Origin of the sequence: Actinomyces israelii DSM 43320 (assembly GCF_000711965.1) — a bacterium.
Lineage (GTDB): Bacteria > Actinomycetota > Actinomycetes > Actinomycetales > Actinomycetaceae > Actinomyces > Actinomyces israelii.
Genome location: NZ_JONS01000004.1, coordinates 20,356 through 36,146, shown reverse-complemented (window position 1 = coordinate 36,146; position 15,791 = coordinate 20,356). Strand labels below are relative to the sequence as shown.

13 protein-coding genes are annotated in these 15,791 nt (G+C 71.9%); 10 read left to right on the top strand and 3 right to left on the bottom strand.

The features are described 5' to 3' along the window. Positions 1-248 precede the first annotated feature (248 nt). Positions 249-2,267 carry a variant leucine-rich repeat-containing protein gene (locus O145_RS02785; RefSeq protein ID WP_156966572.1) on the top strand — a complete coding sequence of 673 codons (2,019 nt, stop codon included), beginning with the start codon at positions 249-251 and terminating at the stop codon, positions 2,265-2,267. A 91-nt stretch (positions 2,268-2,358) separates the two neighbouring features. Here O145_RS02785 and gndA read toward each other — a convergent pair whose 3' ends face one another. Then, positions 2,359-3,834: an NADP-dependent phosphogluconate dehydrogenase gene (gene gndA, locus O145_RS02780; protein ID WP_043559472.1), complete on the bottom strand. Its 1,476-nt coding sequence runs from the start codon at positions 3,832-3,834 to the stop codon at positions 2,359-2,361. Between the two features lie 282 nt (positions 3,835-4,116). On the opposite strand from gndA, the gene zwf reads away from it, so the two are divergent. From zwf to O145_RS02755, 5 genes are all read left to right on the top strand, one after another. Beyond that, positions 4,117-5,613 (top strand): glucose-6-phosphate dehydrogenase, encoded by a 1,497-nt coding sequence (zwf, locus tag O145_RS02775; protein ID WP_229118317.1) that lies wholly within the window; start codon positions 4,117-4,119, stop codon positions 5,611-5,613. Beyond that, on the top strand, positions 5,610-6,596 hold the full coding sequence (locus tag O145_RS02770) for a glucose-6-phosphate dehydrogenase assembly protein OpcA (protein ID WP_043559466.1): 987 nt from the start codon (positions 5,610-5,612) through the stop codon (positions 6,594-6,596). Before zwf ends, O145_RS02770 begins: the two co-directional genes overlap by 4 nt. After that, positions 6,593-7,372, top strand: a complete 780-nt coding sequence (gene pgl / locus O145_RS02765) for a 6-phosphogluconolactonase (protein WP_043559463.1) — start codon at positions 6,593-6,595, stop codon at positions 7,370-7,372. The genes O145_RS02770 and pgl overlap by 4 nt, the downstream gene beginning before the upstream one ends. A gap of 135 nt (positions 7,373-7,507) precedes the next feature. After that, positions 7,508-8,506 carry an HNH endonuclease family protein gene (locus tag O145_RS02760; RefSeq protein ID WP_084682329.1) on the top strand — a complete coding sequence of 333 codons (999 nt, stop codon included), beginning with the start codon at positions 7,508-7,510 and terminating at the stop codon, positions 8,504-8,506. 9 nt (positions 8,507-8,515) lie between these two features. Next, positions 8,516-8,983 carry an RNA-binding S4 domain-containing protein gene (locus O145_RS02755; RefSeq protein WP_043559459.1) on the top strand — a complete coding sequence of 156 codons (468 nt, stop codon included), beginning with the start codon at positions 8,516-8,518 and terminating at the stop codon, positions 8,981-8,983. 36 nt (positions 8,984-9,019) lie between these two features. On the opposite strand, the gene O145_RS02750 is transcribed toward O145_RS02755, so the two are convergent. Then, the gene (locus O145_RS02750; RefSeq protein ID WP_043559457.1) at positions 9,020-9,874 is read right to left on the bottom strand and encodes a Cof-type HAD-IIB family hydrolase; all 855 of its coding nucleotides are present in this window, start codon (positions 9,872-9,874) and stop codon (positions 9,020-9,022) included. Between the two features lie 61 nt (positions 9,875-9,935). Between O145_RS02750 and O145_RS02745 the strand changes: the two genes are divergently transcribed. Further along, positions 9,936-10,616, top strand: a complete 681-nt coding sequence (locus O145_RS02745; RefSeq protein ID WP_084682328.1) for a DNA-3-methyladenine glycosylase I — start codon at positions 9,936-9,938, stop codon at positions 10,614-10,616. A 49-nt stretch (positions 10,617-10,665) separates the two neighbouring features. Here the strand turns inward: O145_RS02745 and O145_RS02740 are convergent, their stop codons facing one another. Continuing rightward, on the bottom strand, positions 10,666-11,976 hold the full coding sequence (locus O145_RS02740; RefSeq protein ID WP_043559454.1) for an anaerobic C4-dicarboxylate transporter family protein: 1,311 nt from the start codon (positions 11,974-11,976) through the stop codon (positions 10,666-10,668). Positions 11,977-12,223: 247 nt separating this feature from the next. On the opposite strand from O145_RS02740, the gene O145_RS02735 reads away from it, so the two are divergent. The 3 genes from O145_RS02735 (at position 12,224) to O145_RS02725 (ending at position 15,695) form a co-directional block, all read left to right on the top strand. Beyond that, entirely contained in the window at positions 12,224-13,441 is a 1,218-nt protein-coding gene (locus tag O145_RS02735; RefSeq protein WP_043559451.1) for an ROK family transcriptional regulator, read from the top strand. Positions 13,442-13,587: 146 nt separating this feature from the next. Beyond that, a complete protein-coding gene (locus O145_RS02730) occupies positions 13,588-14,496 on the top strand; it encodes a TIM barrel protein (protein ID WP_043559447.1) in 909 nt (302 codons plus the stop codon). Then, entirely contained in the window at positions 14,493-15,695 is a 1,203-nt protein-coding gene (locus O145_RS02725; protein ID WP_043559443.1) for a Gfo/Idh/MocA family protein, read from the top strand. Before O145_RS02730 ends, O145_RS02725 begins: the two co-directional genes overlap by 4 nt. Positions 15,696-15,791: the final 96 nt, after the last annotated feature.

The following is a 15,791-nucleotide window of genomic DNA, read 5'->3' as shown; positions in this document are numbered from 1 at the left end:
TGTGGTCACACCATACCGTCGCGGCGCGTGCCACTGACAATATAATCGCGTTCTCTACGCTCAGCGCGTTCCAGGCCGCCGCTGCTGCCGGCCGGGACGCCCATCGCCCCGGCGCCCGGAGCAGCGGGCACGACGCGGATGCTGTATCAGAAATTGTATCTGGTGAGGAGGCGCACGGCTCACTATCCTGAGTGCCGTGTTGCGGTCCGCACGACCCGCTTCTCTATGTCATCCCACGGAGGTAGACGATGACTGATCCCGCCGGTCCCCCCAGCCCCCCAGGCTTCTCCCCCGAGCAGGCCTCCGATCCCGGCACGAGTGCCCATGACATGGCCAGGATCGCCGCTGAGCGTCCCGACCTGTGGCCCGCTCTGGCGGCCAACCCGGCGCTCTACCCGGATCTGCGGCAGTGGCTCGGGCAGGTCGATGACCCGGCGGTCAAGGAGGCCCTGGCCGCTTCCGAGCTCCGGGCGGACTCGATGCGCGCCGAGCAGACTGAGACTCAGGCGGAGCCGGCCCCCGCTCCCATGCCCACGCCCCTTGCCCCGCCGCCTCCGCCCGCCGAAGGCCAGGGCGCCCCCACGCCGCTGCCGGCGTCGGCTGCGTCGGCCCCGGCTGTCGCCTTCAGTCAGGCTCCGCCCCCGCCCGTCTCGCCCGTCCGGGGCGGCCGCAAGCGATGGACCAGAAAGACCCGGGGCATTGCGGCCGCGGTGCTCGCCGTCGCCCTGGTGCTCGGAGGCGGCGCCTACACCGTCTACTCCCACTTCTTCCAGCGCGGGGCCTCCTCCCCCGAGGCCGCCATGGACTACCTGTCCCAGGCCGTGCAGGACAAGGACGTCATGACCCTGTTCAAAATGGTGTCGCCCGCCGAGATCGACACCGTCTCCGACTCCGCCGAGGCGGTACGGAAGAACGACGGCGGCGATACCGACAAGTCCTCCAAGACAGATCCCGACAAGCTCATGTCCAAGGACGCGCTCGACAGCTACCTGAAGGCCATCAATGTGACGTCTTCCAACATGGAGTACTCCATCGACAAGAAGTCCGACAGCCTGGCCATCGCGACCGTCTCCTCCTGGAAGCTCAAGGTCAATGTCGACCAGAGCCTGGCCACGACGCTGCGCACCCGCTACGAGTCGGCCAAGGGGGAGCCCCTGGACGGGGACGAGAAGGACTTCTTCAACGACCTGGATTTCTCGGACGCGTCCTACAACGGCGATGTCGCCAAGAGCTTCTCGGACGACATCCCGCTCGAGCTCGTCATGGTCCAGGAGGACGGGCGCTGGTTCGTCTCCCCGACGATGACCGTTGCGCAGTGGGCCTACCGGGAGCGGGCGCGCTATGACGATAACATCAAGACACCGAGCTACAAGGCCGACTTCACCTCGGCCAAGGGGGCGTCCTCGGCCGAGGACGCGGTCGAGAAGCTGACCGACGCCGTCCTGGACGCCCGCCGTCCCAGCGACCTGCTCGACGACAACGTCGTCGGCATGCTCTCTCTGCCCGAGCGCCGCCTGGCCATGGTCTACGGACCCACCATGATCGGCGAGGACCAGGAGTTCTCCGAGAGGGCCTCGAAGTCGGTGCAGATCGACTGGAACCTGACCTCCACGAGCATCGGCAGCGGCAAGACCGTCGTTCACCCCGGCAGCTCCACGGTGACCCTCCACCCCGATGACAGCAGCCGGAAGGTCACTCTGGCCTTCAACGACGGCAAGGTGGACGTGACCACATCCGCGTCCGAGAACAACACCGCATCTGTCGACTTCACCCGTCAGCTCGCCAATCCCGATCACCTCGGAGTGGTGGTGGAGAAGAGCGACGGAACCTGGCACGTGTCCTCCTCGGGGACGATTGTCAACATCTTCAACCTGCATCCCTCGCAGGGCGCTCTCAACAAGCTCGCCGACACCCTCACCGACTGGGGGGTGGACTCCGATGACGCCGACGACTTCGCCGAGGAGGTCACCCAGTCCGCCGCGATCGCCACGCCCATTCTCGTGGTCGCCGACGTCGCCCAGCAGCTCAAGGACCTGGAGTGGGAGGACCACTCGTACTCCTCCCCGAGTCGCCCGCCATACGGCTCGTCGTCGAACAGCAGCCTGAGGAGCTCGTGCTCCGCCGGGAACATGGCCGACTGCGACAGCCTCTACTACAGCTCCTCCTACGGAAGCGACGATGAGGCCTTCGGCAAGAGCTGCGGAGGACGCAGCTACTCCATGAGGTACGGGGGCGACTGCAGGTCGACATACGGCTCCCGCTACTGACTCACCGGCCGGCCCGCACCCCTGGACGGGTGCGGGCCGGGCCCGGCGGCCGTCTCAGGCCGGTGAGGAGGAAACAGGCCCGGTCGCCCGGTCAGTCCCACTTCTCCTCGGGGCGGCCGTCCCGGGCCCACAGGACGTGGTAGACGCCGGCGGGGTCGTCGACCCGGTGGTAGGTGTGGGACCCGAAGAAGTCGCGCTGCCCCTGGATGAGAGCGGCGGGCAGACGCGGTGCGCGGAGCTGGTCGACGTAGGCCAGCGAGGACGCGAAGGCCGGGGCGGGCACGCCCGTCAGGGCGGAGGTCGCCACCACCTCGCGCCACGCGGGCAGCACCGTCTCCAGGGCCCGGGCGAAAACAGGCGCCGTCAGCAGGCCGGCCGGCTCGCGGCCGTCCTCGTAGACGCGGGCGATATCGTCCAGGAAGCGGGCGCGGATAATGCAGCCGGCGCGCCAGATGCGCGCCATGGCGCCCAGATCCACATTCCAGCCGTCCCGCGCGCTGGCGGTGGCGATCTCGTCGAAGCCCTGGGCGTAGGCGGCGATCTTCGAGCCGTACAGCGCCTGCTTGACCGCCTCGACGAAGGCCGCGGTGTCCTCATCGGAGTCGAAGGCGATCGTGCGGGCCCCGGCGTCCAGGTCGGCCTCGCGCACGGCGGCGCGGGCCGCGGCCGAGGAGGACACGGCGCGCGCGAAGGTCGCCTCGGCGATCGCCGGCACCGCGGTCCCGAGCTCCAGCGCGGTCTGGGTGGCCCACACGCCCGTGCCCTTCTGACCGGCTGCATCAACGATCACGTCGACGAACGGCTCGTCGGTCGCGGGGTCCGTGCGGTCGAGGACCTCCGCGGTGACGTCGATGAGGTAGGAGTCGAGCTCGGAGTCCTTCCAGGAGCGGAAGACCTCGGCGATGGCGGGCACGTCGAGCCCGGCGACGCGCCGCAGCAGGTCGTAGGCCTCGGCGATGAGCTGCATGTCGGCGTACTCGATGCCGTTGTGGACCATCTTGACGAAGTGGCCGGCGCCGTCGGGCCCCACGTGCGCGCAGCAGGGGGCGCCGTCCACGTGCGCGGAGATGGACTCGAGCATGGGGCCGAGCCGGTCGTAGGACTCCCTGGTGCCCCCGGGCATGATGGAGGGGCCGAGCAGAGCGCCCTCCTCCCCCCCGGACACGCCCACGCCCACGAAGTGGATGCCGTCCCTCCTCAGCTCCGCCTCACGACGCTGGGTGTCCTTGTAGAAGGTGTTGCCGGCGTCGACAATGATATCGCCGGGCTCGAAGAGCTCGCGCAGCTGGCCGATCACCGCCTCGGTGGCCGCGCCCGCCTGGACCATGATGATGGCCACGCGCGGGCGGCGCAGAGAGGCCGCGAAATCGGCCAGCCGCGTCGCCGGCACGAAGTCGCCCTCGGTCGAGTAGCGCTCCATGAGACGCTCGGTGCGGGCCCGAGTGCGGTTGAACACGGCCACGGAGTGCCCGTGACGGGCCAGGTTGCGGGCGAGATTCGCCCCCATCACCCCCAGCCCGTAGACGCCGATGTCCGCGCTCGACGGGGCCGGGACAAAATCGCTCATGATGCTCCTCTCCCGCCCGCGCTGAGATCGGCGGGCGACCATGGTGCGCAAAGGGCCTGCGGGGAGCCTACAGCAACAGCGAGCACGGGAAGCAGGGCGCGCCCGGGCCAGGCACGGTTCTTGTCCCGCCCGGGTGCTCGACGTCTAAGGTGGAACTCGTATCCTGTCCGGGACACACACCACCACAGGAAGGCACTCGTGGACGACTCCCCCGCCCCGACACCCGGCCGCAACGCACCGGCCACCGGTCTCAACCCCCTGCTGGACTCCCGCGATCTGCGCATGCCCCGGATCGCCGACCCGTGCGTGCTCGTCATGTTCGGCATCACCGGCGATCTGGCGCGCCACAAGCTGCTTCCGGCCATCTACGACCTGGCCAACCGCGGCCTGCTCTCGCCGAGCTTCTCCCTGGTCGGCGTGGGCCGGCGATCCTGGAGCGACGATGACCTGCGGGCCTACGTCGCGCAGGCGGCGCGCGCAGGTGCGCGCACCCCCTGGCACCAGGCCATCTGGGACCAGCTGGCCGCCGGCATGCGCTTCGTGGAGTTCTCCTCCTTCGAGGACGACGGCGCCTACTCCCGCCTGACCGCTGTCGTCGCGGATCTCGACGCGACGCACGGCACCAACGGCAACCGCGCCTTCTACCTGTCGATCCCGCCGGGCTGGTTCCCGGCGGTCACCCAGCGCATCGCCGCCTCCGGCCTCGTGGACGAGTCGCCGGGCTCCTGGCGGCGCGTGGTCATCGAGAAGCCCTTCGGCCACAACCGGGCCAGCGCGGCCGAGCTCGACGCCCTCGTGGGCCGGATCGTGCGGCCCGACGACGTCTTCCGCGTCGACCACTACCTGGGCAAGGAGACCGTCCAGAACATCCTGGCGCTGCGCTTCGCCAACACCATGCTCGAGCCGCTGTGGAACCATCGCTACGTCGACCACGTCCAGATCACCATGGCCGAGGACATCGGCATCGGCACGCGCGCTGGCTACTACGACACCATCGGCTCGGCCCGCGACGTCATCCAGAACCACCTTCTCCAGCTGCTGGCGCTGACGGCCATGGAGGAGCCGACCTCCATGACCGCTGCGGCCGTGCGCGCGGAGAAGGAGAAGGTTCTGGCCTCTGTGCGCCTGGAGCGCCGCGGCGAGCTGGACCTGGACGCCACGACCGCCCGTGGGCGCTACGACGCCGGGTTCCAGGGCGGCGTCCCCGTCAGGGGGTACCTCGAGGAGGACGGCGTCGCCCCCGGCTCGCGCACCGAGACCTTCGCGGCCATCCGCCTGGAGATCGCCAACCGCCGCTGGGCGGGTGTGCCCTTCTACCTGCGCACCGGCAAGCGCCTCGCCCGCCGCGTGACCGAGGTCGCCGTCGTCTTCGAGCGGCCGCCCTTCCTGCCCTTCGACGGCGCCGCCACCGCCGGGGTGGGCGCCAACACGATCGTCCTGCGGATCCAGCCCGACGAGGGCGTCACCATGCGCCTGGCCTCCAAGGTCCCCGGCTCCCACATGGAGCTGCGGGACGTGTCCATGGACTTCGGCTACGGCGGCACTTTCAACGAGGAGTCCCCCGAGGCCTACGAACGGCTGATTCTCGACGCCCTCCTCGGCGACGCCCCGCTGTTCCCCCACCAGCGGGAGGTGGACCTGTCCTGGCGGATCCTGGATCCGGTCATCGATCGGTGGGCCGCCGCAGGCGAGCCCGACGGATACCGGCCGGGCTCGTGGGGACCGGCGTCGGCCCACCAGCTCCTTGCCCGCGACGGCCGTACCTGGAGGCGCTCATGATCACCACCCTCACCGCCACGACCACCGACCGCATTGTCTCCGCCCTCCTGGCGGAGGGGGGCGCCTCCGGCGGCTCCCACGTGCTGACCCTCATGATCGACACCGACGCCGCCGGGCTGGAGGACGCCCTGGCCGCAGCGCACGGCGCGAGCCTGGACCACCCGTGCCGCATTGTCGCGGTGGTCCGCCCCGACCCCGAGGACGACGCGGCCACCGGGCCCCGGTCGCGCGACGGGCACGTCCCCTCCGACCTGCCCGGCCACCTCGACGCCGAGATCCGGGTGGGGCACGACGCCGGTGCCGGCGAGACCCTGGTCCTGCGGCCCTGGGGGGAGGCCGCCAAGCACACCGACACCCTCGTCGTCCCCTTCCTGCTGTCCGACGTCCCGGTGGTGACCTGGTGGCCGACGACTCCGCCCGTCTGCCCGTCGACGAGCCCCCTGGGACAGCTGGCCTCCACCCGCATCACCAACACCCCGGCGCTCGACGACCCGGTGACGGCGCTCAAGGCGCTCGCACCGTCCTTCACCCCGGGCGACATCGACCTGGCCTGGACCCGGACCACCCTGTGGCGGGCCATGGTCGCCTCGACTCTTGACCCGGTGCTGCGCGAGGGGACCGTGCGCGGCATGGTCGTCGCCGGAGAGCCGGAGAACGCCTCCATCGCCCTCATGATCCAGTGGCTGGGGCTGCGCACCGGGGTGGGGGTGGAGCAGGTCGACGTCCCCGGCTTCAGCGGCATCGCCTCGATCACCGTGACCACGCCGGCGGGCGAGATCGTGATCGCCCGCACGGACCAGGAGCGCGCCACCATCACCCGCCCCGGGGGCGGCGCCCCGCAGCTCGTCACCATGCCCCGCCGCGAGCCGATCACCACCATGAACGAGGAGCTGCGCCGGCTCACCCCCGACCTCGTCTTCGGAGAGGTCCTGGCCTCCTTCGCCGCCGAGTGCTGCCACGAGCCCGGAGGGGGCCGTCGGTGAGCACCGCCGGCACGATCGAGCAGAGGGCCGCCGGCCTGCCCGCGGCGAGTATTGTGCGCCGCCCGTCCTTCGACGAGGCCTGCGCCCTGGCCGCCGGGCGGACCGCGGGCCTTCTCGCCGAGGCGGCGGCCGCGCGCGGCGCCGGCCACCTCGCCCTGACCGGCGGCTCGGCCGGGACCGCCCTGGCGCGCGCCCTGCCCGCGGCTCTCACCGCCGCCGGGATCGTCCCCTCACGGGGCCTGGAGAGCATTCACCTGTGGTTCGGCGACGAGCGCTTCGTGCCCGCCGGGCACGCCGACCGCAACGACCTGCTGGCCGCAGGACTGGTGGAGGCGGGCGTGCCCGAGACCAACGTCCACCGCCTGTGCGGCCCCGAGAGGGCCGCCGACGTCGAGGACGCCGCCGGACGCCTGGCCGCGGACCTGGCCGCGGCCGGCCCCGCGCAGGGGCGCTTCGACGTCGTGCACCTGGGGGTCGGGCCGGACGCGCACGTCTGCTCCCTCTTCCCCGGGCACCCGGCCGCACGGACCACCGGGACCGACGTCGTCGCGGTGCGCTCCTCCCCCAAGCCCCCGCCCGAGCGGGTCTCGCTGACCTTCGACGTCCTGCACCGCTCCCGGTGCCTGATGCTGGTCGCCGGCGGCAAGGGGAAGGCGGGGGCGGCCCGCGCCGGTCTGGGGGCCCCCGATGCGGCGGCCGCCCCGGCGTCGTGCGCCCGCGGCCTGGTCACGACCTGGTACCTCGACGACGCCGCCGCTGGCGCTCTGGGCGGTTGAGCGCGACGGTTGACGGGCCGGTCCGGCGCCGCGCGCGGCCCGGCCCGTGTGGACGGGCTCAGCGGGCGCGGGCCGCGTACCCTTGGCGCATGCGCCCCCAGCCGCCCGACCCGGCCGTCCCCGTCAACCGCTGACATGCTCGCTGTACCGAATGCGCTGCGCGCCGCAGCCGTCGCTCTCTCGGCGGCGCTGGTCGCCGCGGGCCCCACCGCGCCCGGGCAGTGGGACGACCGCGGGGACCAGGCTCTCAGCGCCGCCGACGCGCTGACGGCCCTGGACTCGCTTCCGGCCGATGCGCCGGCAGCCGTCTCCTGGGGCGAGGGAGGGTCGCGCACCGGCTGGTTCGGACAGGCCTGGGAGGACGTCGACGGCGACGGCTGCGACACACGCAACGAGATCCTGTCCCGGGACCTCACCGATGTGGACTACTCGCGCGCCAAGGGCATCCAGGGCCGCGACCAGGGGGTCGGGCAGGGGGCGGCCGTGTGCCCCGACGCCACGGTGTGGTCCGGCACGCTCCACGACCCCTACACGGGGTCCACCATCGAGTTCCAGCGCGGGCAGGGCACCTCCGAGGCTGTCCAGATCGACCACGTGGTGCCCCTGAACTATCTCTACGCGCACGGCGCCTGGGCGTGGGACCAGCGCACGCGCCTCCTGGTGGCCAACGACCCCCTCAACCTGCTGGCCGTCGACGGAAAGGCGAACCAGGCCAAGTCCGCCTGCGGCCCGGCGACCTGCCCGACGGGCTCGACCGAGACCGGCTCGTGGGAGACCGCGTCCGGTCGGGGATGGTGGCCCCCGAACGACTCCTACAGGTGCACCTACGCCGCCCGGTTCGTCTCCGTGGCGGCCGCCTACGACCTCGGGCTCCCCCAGGCCGATGTCGATGCGCTGCGCACGACGCTGACGGACTGCGCGGCGGGGGGCGACGGGGCTCCCTCGGCCCTGGAGCGCGCGGCCGGCACCGCGCAGAGCACCGTCGAGGTTCTCAGGTCGACCCCCGCGTACCGGCTGGCGGCGATCATCGGGACCGCTCTGGTCGGAGCCGGCCTCATGGCGCGCTCCAAGCACGTCCTGGGGGCCGGCCGGCGAGCCGGGAGGCGCCGCAGACGGCGCTCTCGCCGCCGGTAGGATCGGGCCATGAGCACCAGGCAGTCACGAGGCGCACGGCCGCCCGGCACGACCGGGGCCGGCGGCAGCGGGCCCGCCTCGGCGAGGATCGACGTGTGGCTGTGGAGCGTGCGCCAGGTCAAGACGCGCTCGGCGGCGACGGCGGCCTGCCGCGCCGGGCACGTGCGCGTCAACGGGGAGACGGCCAAGCCCGCCCAGCACGTGAGAGTCGGCGACGAGGTCCGCTACCGGGTCGACGGCTTCGACCGGCACCTCATTGTCGAGCGCATCCTGCTCAAGCGCGTCGGGGCGCCGATCGCGCGCGCCGCCTACACCGATGTCTCCGCACCGCGCCCCTCCCCCATGGACGTGCCGGCCGCCATTATCCGCGACCGGGGGGCGGGCCGCCCCACGAAGAAGGAGCGCCGCCGGCTCGACGCCCTGCGCGCCGCGCCGAGCGAGATCGACATCGAGCACATTCTCGACGGCGACCGCTGAGGGCGCGGCCACCGGAGAGGCGGCCGGGCCTCAGCGTCACGGCAGGCGGTCCAGAAGGGCCTCGATTGTGCGCAGCACCCCGTCCTCGGTGTTCGCCGGGGCGATGTAGCGGGCGCGGGAGATAATGCCCGGGTGGGCGTTGGCCATCGCGAAGGACAGGTCGGCGTGGTCGTACAGCTCGGCGTCATTGAGGTAGTCCCCGAAGACCGCGGTCTGGGCCGGAGCGACGCCCAGGCGCTCCTGCACGGCGACGAGCGCCCGGCCCTTGGAGGCCGAGCGGGCCATCATGTCGACCCAGTGCGCGCCTGAGACCACGGCCTGCACCTCGGGCACGGCGGCTGCCAGGGGGCCCCGGCACTCGGACTCGGCGTCGCCGAAGGTGTAGACGGCGATCTTGATGACATTGCCCAGGGGAAGATCCAGGAGATCCCGAACCGGGTCGAGGGCCGTGTAGTAGAGAGCGCACTGGCGGACGAAGCGCTCGTCAATGCGGTCGACGTAGGCACGGTTCCTGGTGGCGACCACGACCCCGACGTCGAGCCCCTGCTCGCCCAGCGCACGTGTCGTGCGCACCGCGGCGGCGGCCTGGGCGCGGGTGACCGTCTCGCAGTGGATCTCGGCGGCGCCCTGGACGACGACCGTGCCGTTCTCCGCGATCACCGGGCTGTCGGCGATCGCGGCGCCGAAGGTCGCCCTGAGGTTGTCGAGCTGGCGGCCCGAGGCCGGCACGAGGACGACGCCGCGCTCGCGCATGCGCGCCAGGACGGCGTCGAAGCGGGGCGGGAGACGGCCCTCGCCGTCGAGCAGGGAGCCATCCATGTCGGTGACCACCAGCCTGAGGTCCACGGGATCGGGAAGAGCGCTGAGCGGGGTCGGAGCGGGAGGGGTCATGACCCGATCCTTCCAGATCCGGCTCGCCGCGCGGCGCCGGGTGCGGTGAGACACTGGACCCATGGCCGACTCGCCCAGGACGCTCCGCTCCCCCGGTGGCCCTGTCGGCCCTGGGGTCGCGCCCGCCGAGCGGAAGCAGGCGTCCGCCGACCTGGTCGTGGGCGCGGACGGACTCGCCCGGCCCGCCTGGGCGGCCTCGGACCCGCTCCTGCGGGAGTACTACGACACCGAGTGGGGCATGCCGGTGCGCGACGAGCGCGGCGTCTTCGAGCGCGTGAGCCTGGAGGCCTTCCAGTCCGGGCTGTCGTGGGCCACGATCCTGCGCAGGCGGCCCGCCTTCCGGGAGGCCTTCGCCGGCTTCAGCCCGGACGCCGTCGCCGCCTTCGACGACGATGACGTCGCCCGGCTCATGGCCGACTCCTCCATCGTGCGCAACCGCGCCAAGATCCTGGCGACGCTGACCAACGCGCGCGCCACCGTCGCGCTGCGCGAGGACACCGCCGTCGGCGGGCTGGCCGGCCTGGTGTGGTCCTACCGGCCGGAGCGCACCCCCGAGCCGCGCCGGGTGGCCGACATCCCCATGCGGTCGACCGAGTCGGCCGCCCTGGCGGGGGAGCTCAAGCGGCGGGGCTTCCGCTTCGTGGGGCCGACGACCTGCTTCGCGCTCATGGAGGCCATCGGGATCGTCGACACCCACCTGCTCGGCTCCCACCGCCGCGGCTCGTCGGGAGTGTGGGGCTGAGGGCCGGGGAGGAGCGCGGCGCGGACCGGGCGCACCGCGCGGGAGACTCTCAGACCACCAGCTGCGCCAGGAGGAATCCGAGTACGACGCAGACGACGATCGAGACCGTTCCCGGCAGGACGAAGGGGTGGGCGAAGACGTTCCTGCCCACGCGCGTGGAGCCGGTGTCGTCCATCTCCATGGCCGCGACCGTCGTCGGGTAGTTCGGCAGCAGGTAGTAGTTGGCGACGGCGGGGTAGCTCGCCAGCAGCGCCACTGCGGGCAGGCCGAGGCTCACCATGAGCGGCATGAAGGCCGTCGTCGTCGCCGCGTGGGAGAACATGAGCGGAGCCGTGAAGTAGAAGAACACCGCGGCCAGCCACGGCTGGGACTGCAGGGGCGCCGACAGCGCGTTGGAGATGGTGTCCGTGTAGTGGTTGACGAAGGTGTTGCCGAGCCAGGCCAGGCCCATAATGCAGATGGCGGCGGTCATACCGGCGCGGAAGGTGTCCTGGGTCGCGATCGCGGCGGTGTGCTTCTTGGCCACGAGGCAGATCACGATGGCGGTGACCAGCATGATCGTCATAATGGCCGCCGTCGAGTCCATTGGCGGGTTGTCGACGATGCCGAGCTCCTTGGAGGTCACCGTCGCATAGGCGACGACCAGGACGAGGGAGACGAGGAAGATGATCAGGCCGGACACTGCGCCGGGCGCCGCCCTGTAGTCGTCGGAGCCCGCCGCGCTCGTCTTGAGGAGCCCCTTCGCCCTGCGCTCCTGGTAGACCGGGTCGTCCTCGAGCTCCGATCCCTGGCGCGCGGCGACGACGGCGCCGACCGCCAGGCCGATGAAGGTGGTGGGCAGGACGACGGCGAGGCAGGCCAGGTAGCCGACGTCCAGGGGCGCCAGGGCGACGACGAGGGCGACCATGGCCGCCGAGATGGGCGAGGCCGCAACGCCCACCTGCGAGGCGACGACCGCGATGGACAGCGGGCGGGAGGGGCGGATCCCGTGCTCCTTGGCCACATCGACGATGACGGGGATGACCGAGTAGGCGGTGTGGCCGGTGCCGCACATGACGGACATGAGGAAGGTGACGAAGGGCGCCAGGAAGACGACCTGCCGGGGGTGCCTGCGCAGCAGGAGCTCGGTGAGGTGGACGAGGTGGTCCATGGCGCCAACCACCTGGAGGGCGGCCACGGTGCAGATCACCGACATAATGATCCCGATGACCTCCCAGGGGACGCCGTCGGTCGAGATCTGCACGCCGGTCGCGGCGAGGACCAGGATGCCGGCCGCACCGGCCAGACCGATGCCGATGCCGCCGAGCCTGGCGCCGACGACAATGAATAGCAGGACGACGAGTAGGTGGAACCAGATCATGGGCGGTCTCCCTCCGCTCCGGGGCAGCGGTTGCCCCGATGATCATGCGCCGGCCCCGCGCCAGGGCGTCCGGAGCCGCTGGGCCGGCGGAACATGACCGCACAGTGGCGGCGCAAGGCTCATTTTATGCGGCGTTCTGTCATCTCGCCGGCTTTTGACACGGAAGGAAGCGGCTTTTCGGTCGCAGCGGGGCGCTCCTATGGTAAGCGTGTGCCGGATGGCACGAGCTCCACGGAAGGGCGGTTCAATGAGGACGGGCACCAGTCTGGTCGACCTGGGCAAGTACAACGAGAACGTCGTCATCCACGCTTTCCGCCGCCTGGGCGCCTCCAGCCAGCGGGACGTCGCCGCCTCGACGGGGCTGTCGGTGCAGGCGGTGTCCACGATCGTTCGCGGCCTGGTCAGGCAGGGGCTGTTGACGGAGGTGGGGACCAGGATCAGCGGGCCGGGGCGCCCGCACACGATCCTCAACATCGTCGGCTCGGCGCGCATCGCCGTCGGGGTGCACATCGACCCCTCCCTGATCACGGCCGTCGCGCTGGACCTCAACGGCGAGGTGGCGGCATCCGCCTCCTCCACCGACGTCGACTCCGACGACCCGCGCTCGGCAATGGCGAATGTCGCCGCAATGGTGCAGCGGCTCATCCAAGAGAGCTCCATCGACGACCAGCAGCTGGCGGGCACCTGTCTCGCGCTGCCGGGACCGGTGGACCCCTCGACCGGAGCCCCTGGCAGCGCCGTATGGCTGCCGGGCTGGGCCAAGGTGCCCCTGGGCGAGGTCCTGGGAGAGCGCCTGGGGAGGATGCCCGTGCCGGTGGTCAAGGACACGCTGGCGGCCGTCATCGGGGAGAACTGGGTCCGGGGCGGCGAGTCGCTGGAGTCGACCATGGTGTTCGTCTACATCGGGACCGGAACCGGGCTCGGGCTGTCCGTCAACGGCGAGGCCGTGCGCGGGTTCTCGGGCAACAGCGGCGAGGTCGGCACCATGATGACGGCCCTCGGCTCGAACGCGCCCGGAGAGCCCCCGGGCATGGCCAACGACCCCGCCGTCCTCGTCGCGCGCGCCCACGGTCTGGGACTTCAGCCCGAGCCCCTCCCGGCACGGTCGGACTTCGTGGCCATTGAGCGCCGTTTCGCCGGCCTGTGCGCCATGGCCGCCCAGGGGGCGGACCGCGCGGACCGGCTCCTGACAACGGCGGCGGAGCGGATAGCCGAGCTGGTCATGATGGCCACCGAGCTTCTCGACGCCGACACGGTGGTGTTCGGCGGTCCGTACTGGCACCTGCTCGAGCCGTGGTACGCCCCCGCCGTCAAGCGCGCGGTGAGGCGCCCCTCCGCCCGAGGACCGCATCCTGTATCGGTGCTCTCCACGGCGATGGGCGACCATGTCGGCGCCATCGGCGCCGCATCGGTCGTGCACGACAACCTCTACGTACCGCGCGCGCCGAACTCGACCGACCACTGAGCGCGGGCGCGGATCCGGCTTCGCGCCGGAGGGAGCCACGGCTGGTAACGGCCTGGGAGGAGCCTTGACACGAATTAATCCATACTTCAGACTAATCCGTGACGGCGTCACGACGACGTGCCGCCCCTCGCGCCCGTGGGAGAGTCATGATCACTGTTGCCAACGCCCCCGTGTCGTACGGGGTCTTCGACCTCGCCAGGCCGGACCTCGTCCCTCCTCCAACAGGCGGCGAGCTGCTCGACGCCGTCGGCGCCGCCGGCTACGACGGCATCGACCTGGGGCCCCGCGGCCTGCTCGGCACGGGAGGCGACCTGGTCGAGGCGCTCGCCGCCCGCGACCTGCTGCTGTGCGGGGGATGGATCGATCTCCCGTTCGCCGGGAGCGACGCCGAGTTCGAGTCCGCACTCGCCCTGGCGCTGCCCGTGCTGGAGGATCTCGCCCTCGTCGCGCGCACCCAGGACGGACCGGCTCCCAGGCCGACGCTGGCCGACGCCGGGGACGCCCTTCGCCGCGCCCGGCCCGGCGGAGGCCCGGCGCTGGAGGCCGACGCGCGGATGTGGGCGGCCCTCGTCAAGCGCGTCGAGCGCGTGTGCGCGCTCGCGCGGGGCCTCGGACTGACGCCGACGTTCCACCACCACGCGGCGACCTACGTGGAGACTCCCGCCGAGATCGACAGGCTGCTGAACGACACGTCGGTGGACCTCACCTTCGACTCCGGTCACCTCCTCCTCGCCGGAGGCGATGCTCTGGCCGACTTCGACCGGTGGCGCGCCCGCATCAACCACATCCACCTCAAGGACGTTGACACCGCCGTCCTCCCCCGGGTCGCGGGACGGCCGGACGCCCTGCGCCAGGTGTGGGAGAGGCGCGCGTTCACGGCCCTGGGAGACGGCGACCTCGACGTGGCCGGGCTGATGGAGCGCATCCTCGCAGGCGGCTACGACGGGTACCTCGTCGTCGAGCAGGACGTGGTCCTCCTCGACCGGCGGGACGTCGAGCGAGCCGTGTCCGACCAGGTGCGCAACCGCGACATCCTGCGCAGGTGGATCCCGTGAGCACCACCCCGATACGCGCCGCGCTGGTCGGCCTGGGCTGCATCTCCCAGGCCGTGCACCTGCCCGTCCTGCGCCGCAACCACCGGCTCGTCGCCATCGAGGCCCTCGTCGAGCTCTCCCCCGCCCGCCTGGCGCGCCACGCCGAGCTCAACGGGGTGCCCGCCCAGAACCGCTTCGGCGACGTCGGGGCCCTGGTCGGGGCCATCGAGGAGGGACGCGTCCACATCGATATCGCGATCCTCGCCACCAGCGGCAGCCACGTCGATGACGCCCTGGCCCTGGTCGGCGCCGGGGTGCGCGTTCTGGTGGAGAAGCCGCTGGCGCTGTCGCACTCCGAGCTCGACAGGCTCGAGACCGGCCTCGCCCGCCTGGGGGCCGATCCCGACGAGTGGATTCGCGTCGGGTACATGAAGGAGTACGACCCCGCGACGGCCCGGGCCCGCCACCTCATCGACGGGGTGCGTCCCCGCCACCTCCGCGTCGAGGTCCTCCACCCCACCGACGCCAGCCAGCTCCGCTTCGCGCGCCTCGACCCGCCGGACGAGGACGTGGCGCCTGCGGTGACCGCGGCGCTCGCCGCGCGCACGGACGAGGCCGTGCGAGACGCTATCGGCGGCATCGCCTCCGACGACACCATGCGCCGCCTGTACACGAACGTCATCCTCGGCTCGGTCATCCACGACATCGCCCTGACGCGCGTGCTCGGACTCCCCATCGAGGAGGTCCTCACCGCGGTGCACGCAGGGGGCTCCTTCCCCGGGAGCATTGTCGCGCAGGGGATGATCCGCCCCTCGACGACCGAGGACGGGCCCTGCGGAAGGGCGGTTCCCTGGCACCTCGGGTGGCACTTCATCGCGGGCTACCCCGAGTACCGCGAGCGCGTCGTCGTCCACCACGACAAGGGGACCATCGAGATCGAGTTCGCGACCCCGTACCTGCTCAACGCCCCCACAACCCTGCGGATCCGCTCAGCGGCCTCACCTCTGGGGAGCGCCACCAGCCAGTCCGTCTGGCCCCAGGAGGAGGCGTTCGAGCGCGAGCTGTACGAGATGGTCGCGCTCGCCCGCGGCGAGGGGCGCGCCGGATCCGTGCTGCCCGCCTCCCGCGCCGACCTGGCGGCCGCCCAGCGGCTGTGGAAGGCGTGCGCGACCAGCGCGGGAGTCATACCCGACCCCGACTCCGAGGCCGCCTGGAGCTGAGGCCCCGTTCACGACCCGCCCCGCCCGGGCCCGCTCGCAGGCCGCGGGCGGACCGCGGCTGGACCAACAACACTACGGAGGTAACGACAATGACAG

What these genes read in the sequence shown, in the direction of transcription:
- O145_RS02785 (WP_156966572.1), top strand. Translation starts at nt 249, where the DNA reads ATGACTGATCCCGCCGGTCCCCCCAGCCCCCCAGGCTTCTCCCCCGAG.
- gndA (WP_043559472.1), bottom strand. Translation starts at nt 3,834, where the DNA reads ATGAGCGATTTTGTCCCGGCCCCGTCGAGCGCGGACATCGGCGTCTAC.
- zwf (WP_229118317.1), top strand. Translation starts at nt 4,117, where the DNA reads ATGCCCCGGATCGCCGACCCGTGCGTGCTCGTCATGTTCGGCATCACC.
- O145_RS02770 (WP_043559466.1), top strand. Translation starts at nt 5,610, where the DNA reads ATGATCACCACCCTCACCGCCACGACCACCGACCGCATTGTCTCCGCC.
- O145_RS02760 (WP_084682329.1), top strand. Translation starts at nt 7,508, where the DNA reads ATGCTCGCTGTACCGAATGCGCTGCGCGCCGCAGCCGTCGCTCTCTCG.
- O145_RS02755 (WP_043559459.1), top strand. Translation starts at nt 8,516, where the DNA reads ATGAGCACCAGGCAGTCACGAGGCGCACGGCCGCCCGGCACGACCGGG.
- O145_RS02750 (WP_043559457.1), bottom strand. Translation starts at nt 9,874, where the DNA reads ATGACCCCTCCCGCTCCGACCCCGCTCAGCGCTCTTCCCGATCCCGTG.
- O145_RS02745 (WP_084682328.1), top strand. Translation starts at nt 9,936, where the DNA reads ATGGCCGACTCGCCCAGGACGCTCCGCTCCCCCGGTGGCCCTGTCGGC.
- O145_RS02740 (WP_043559454.1), bottom strand. Translation starts at nt 11,976, where the DNA reads ATGATCTGGTTCCACCTACTCGTCGTCCTGCTATTCATTGTCGTCGGC.
- O145_RS02735 (WP_043559451.1), top strand. Translation starts at nt 12,224, where the DNA reads ATGAGGACGGGCACCAGTCTGGTCGACCTGGGCAAGTACAACGAGAAC.
- O145_RS02730 (WP_043559447.1), top strand. Translation starts at nt 13,588, where the DNA reads ATGATCACTGTTGCCAACGCCCCCGTGTCGTACGGGGTCTTCGACCTC.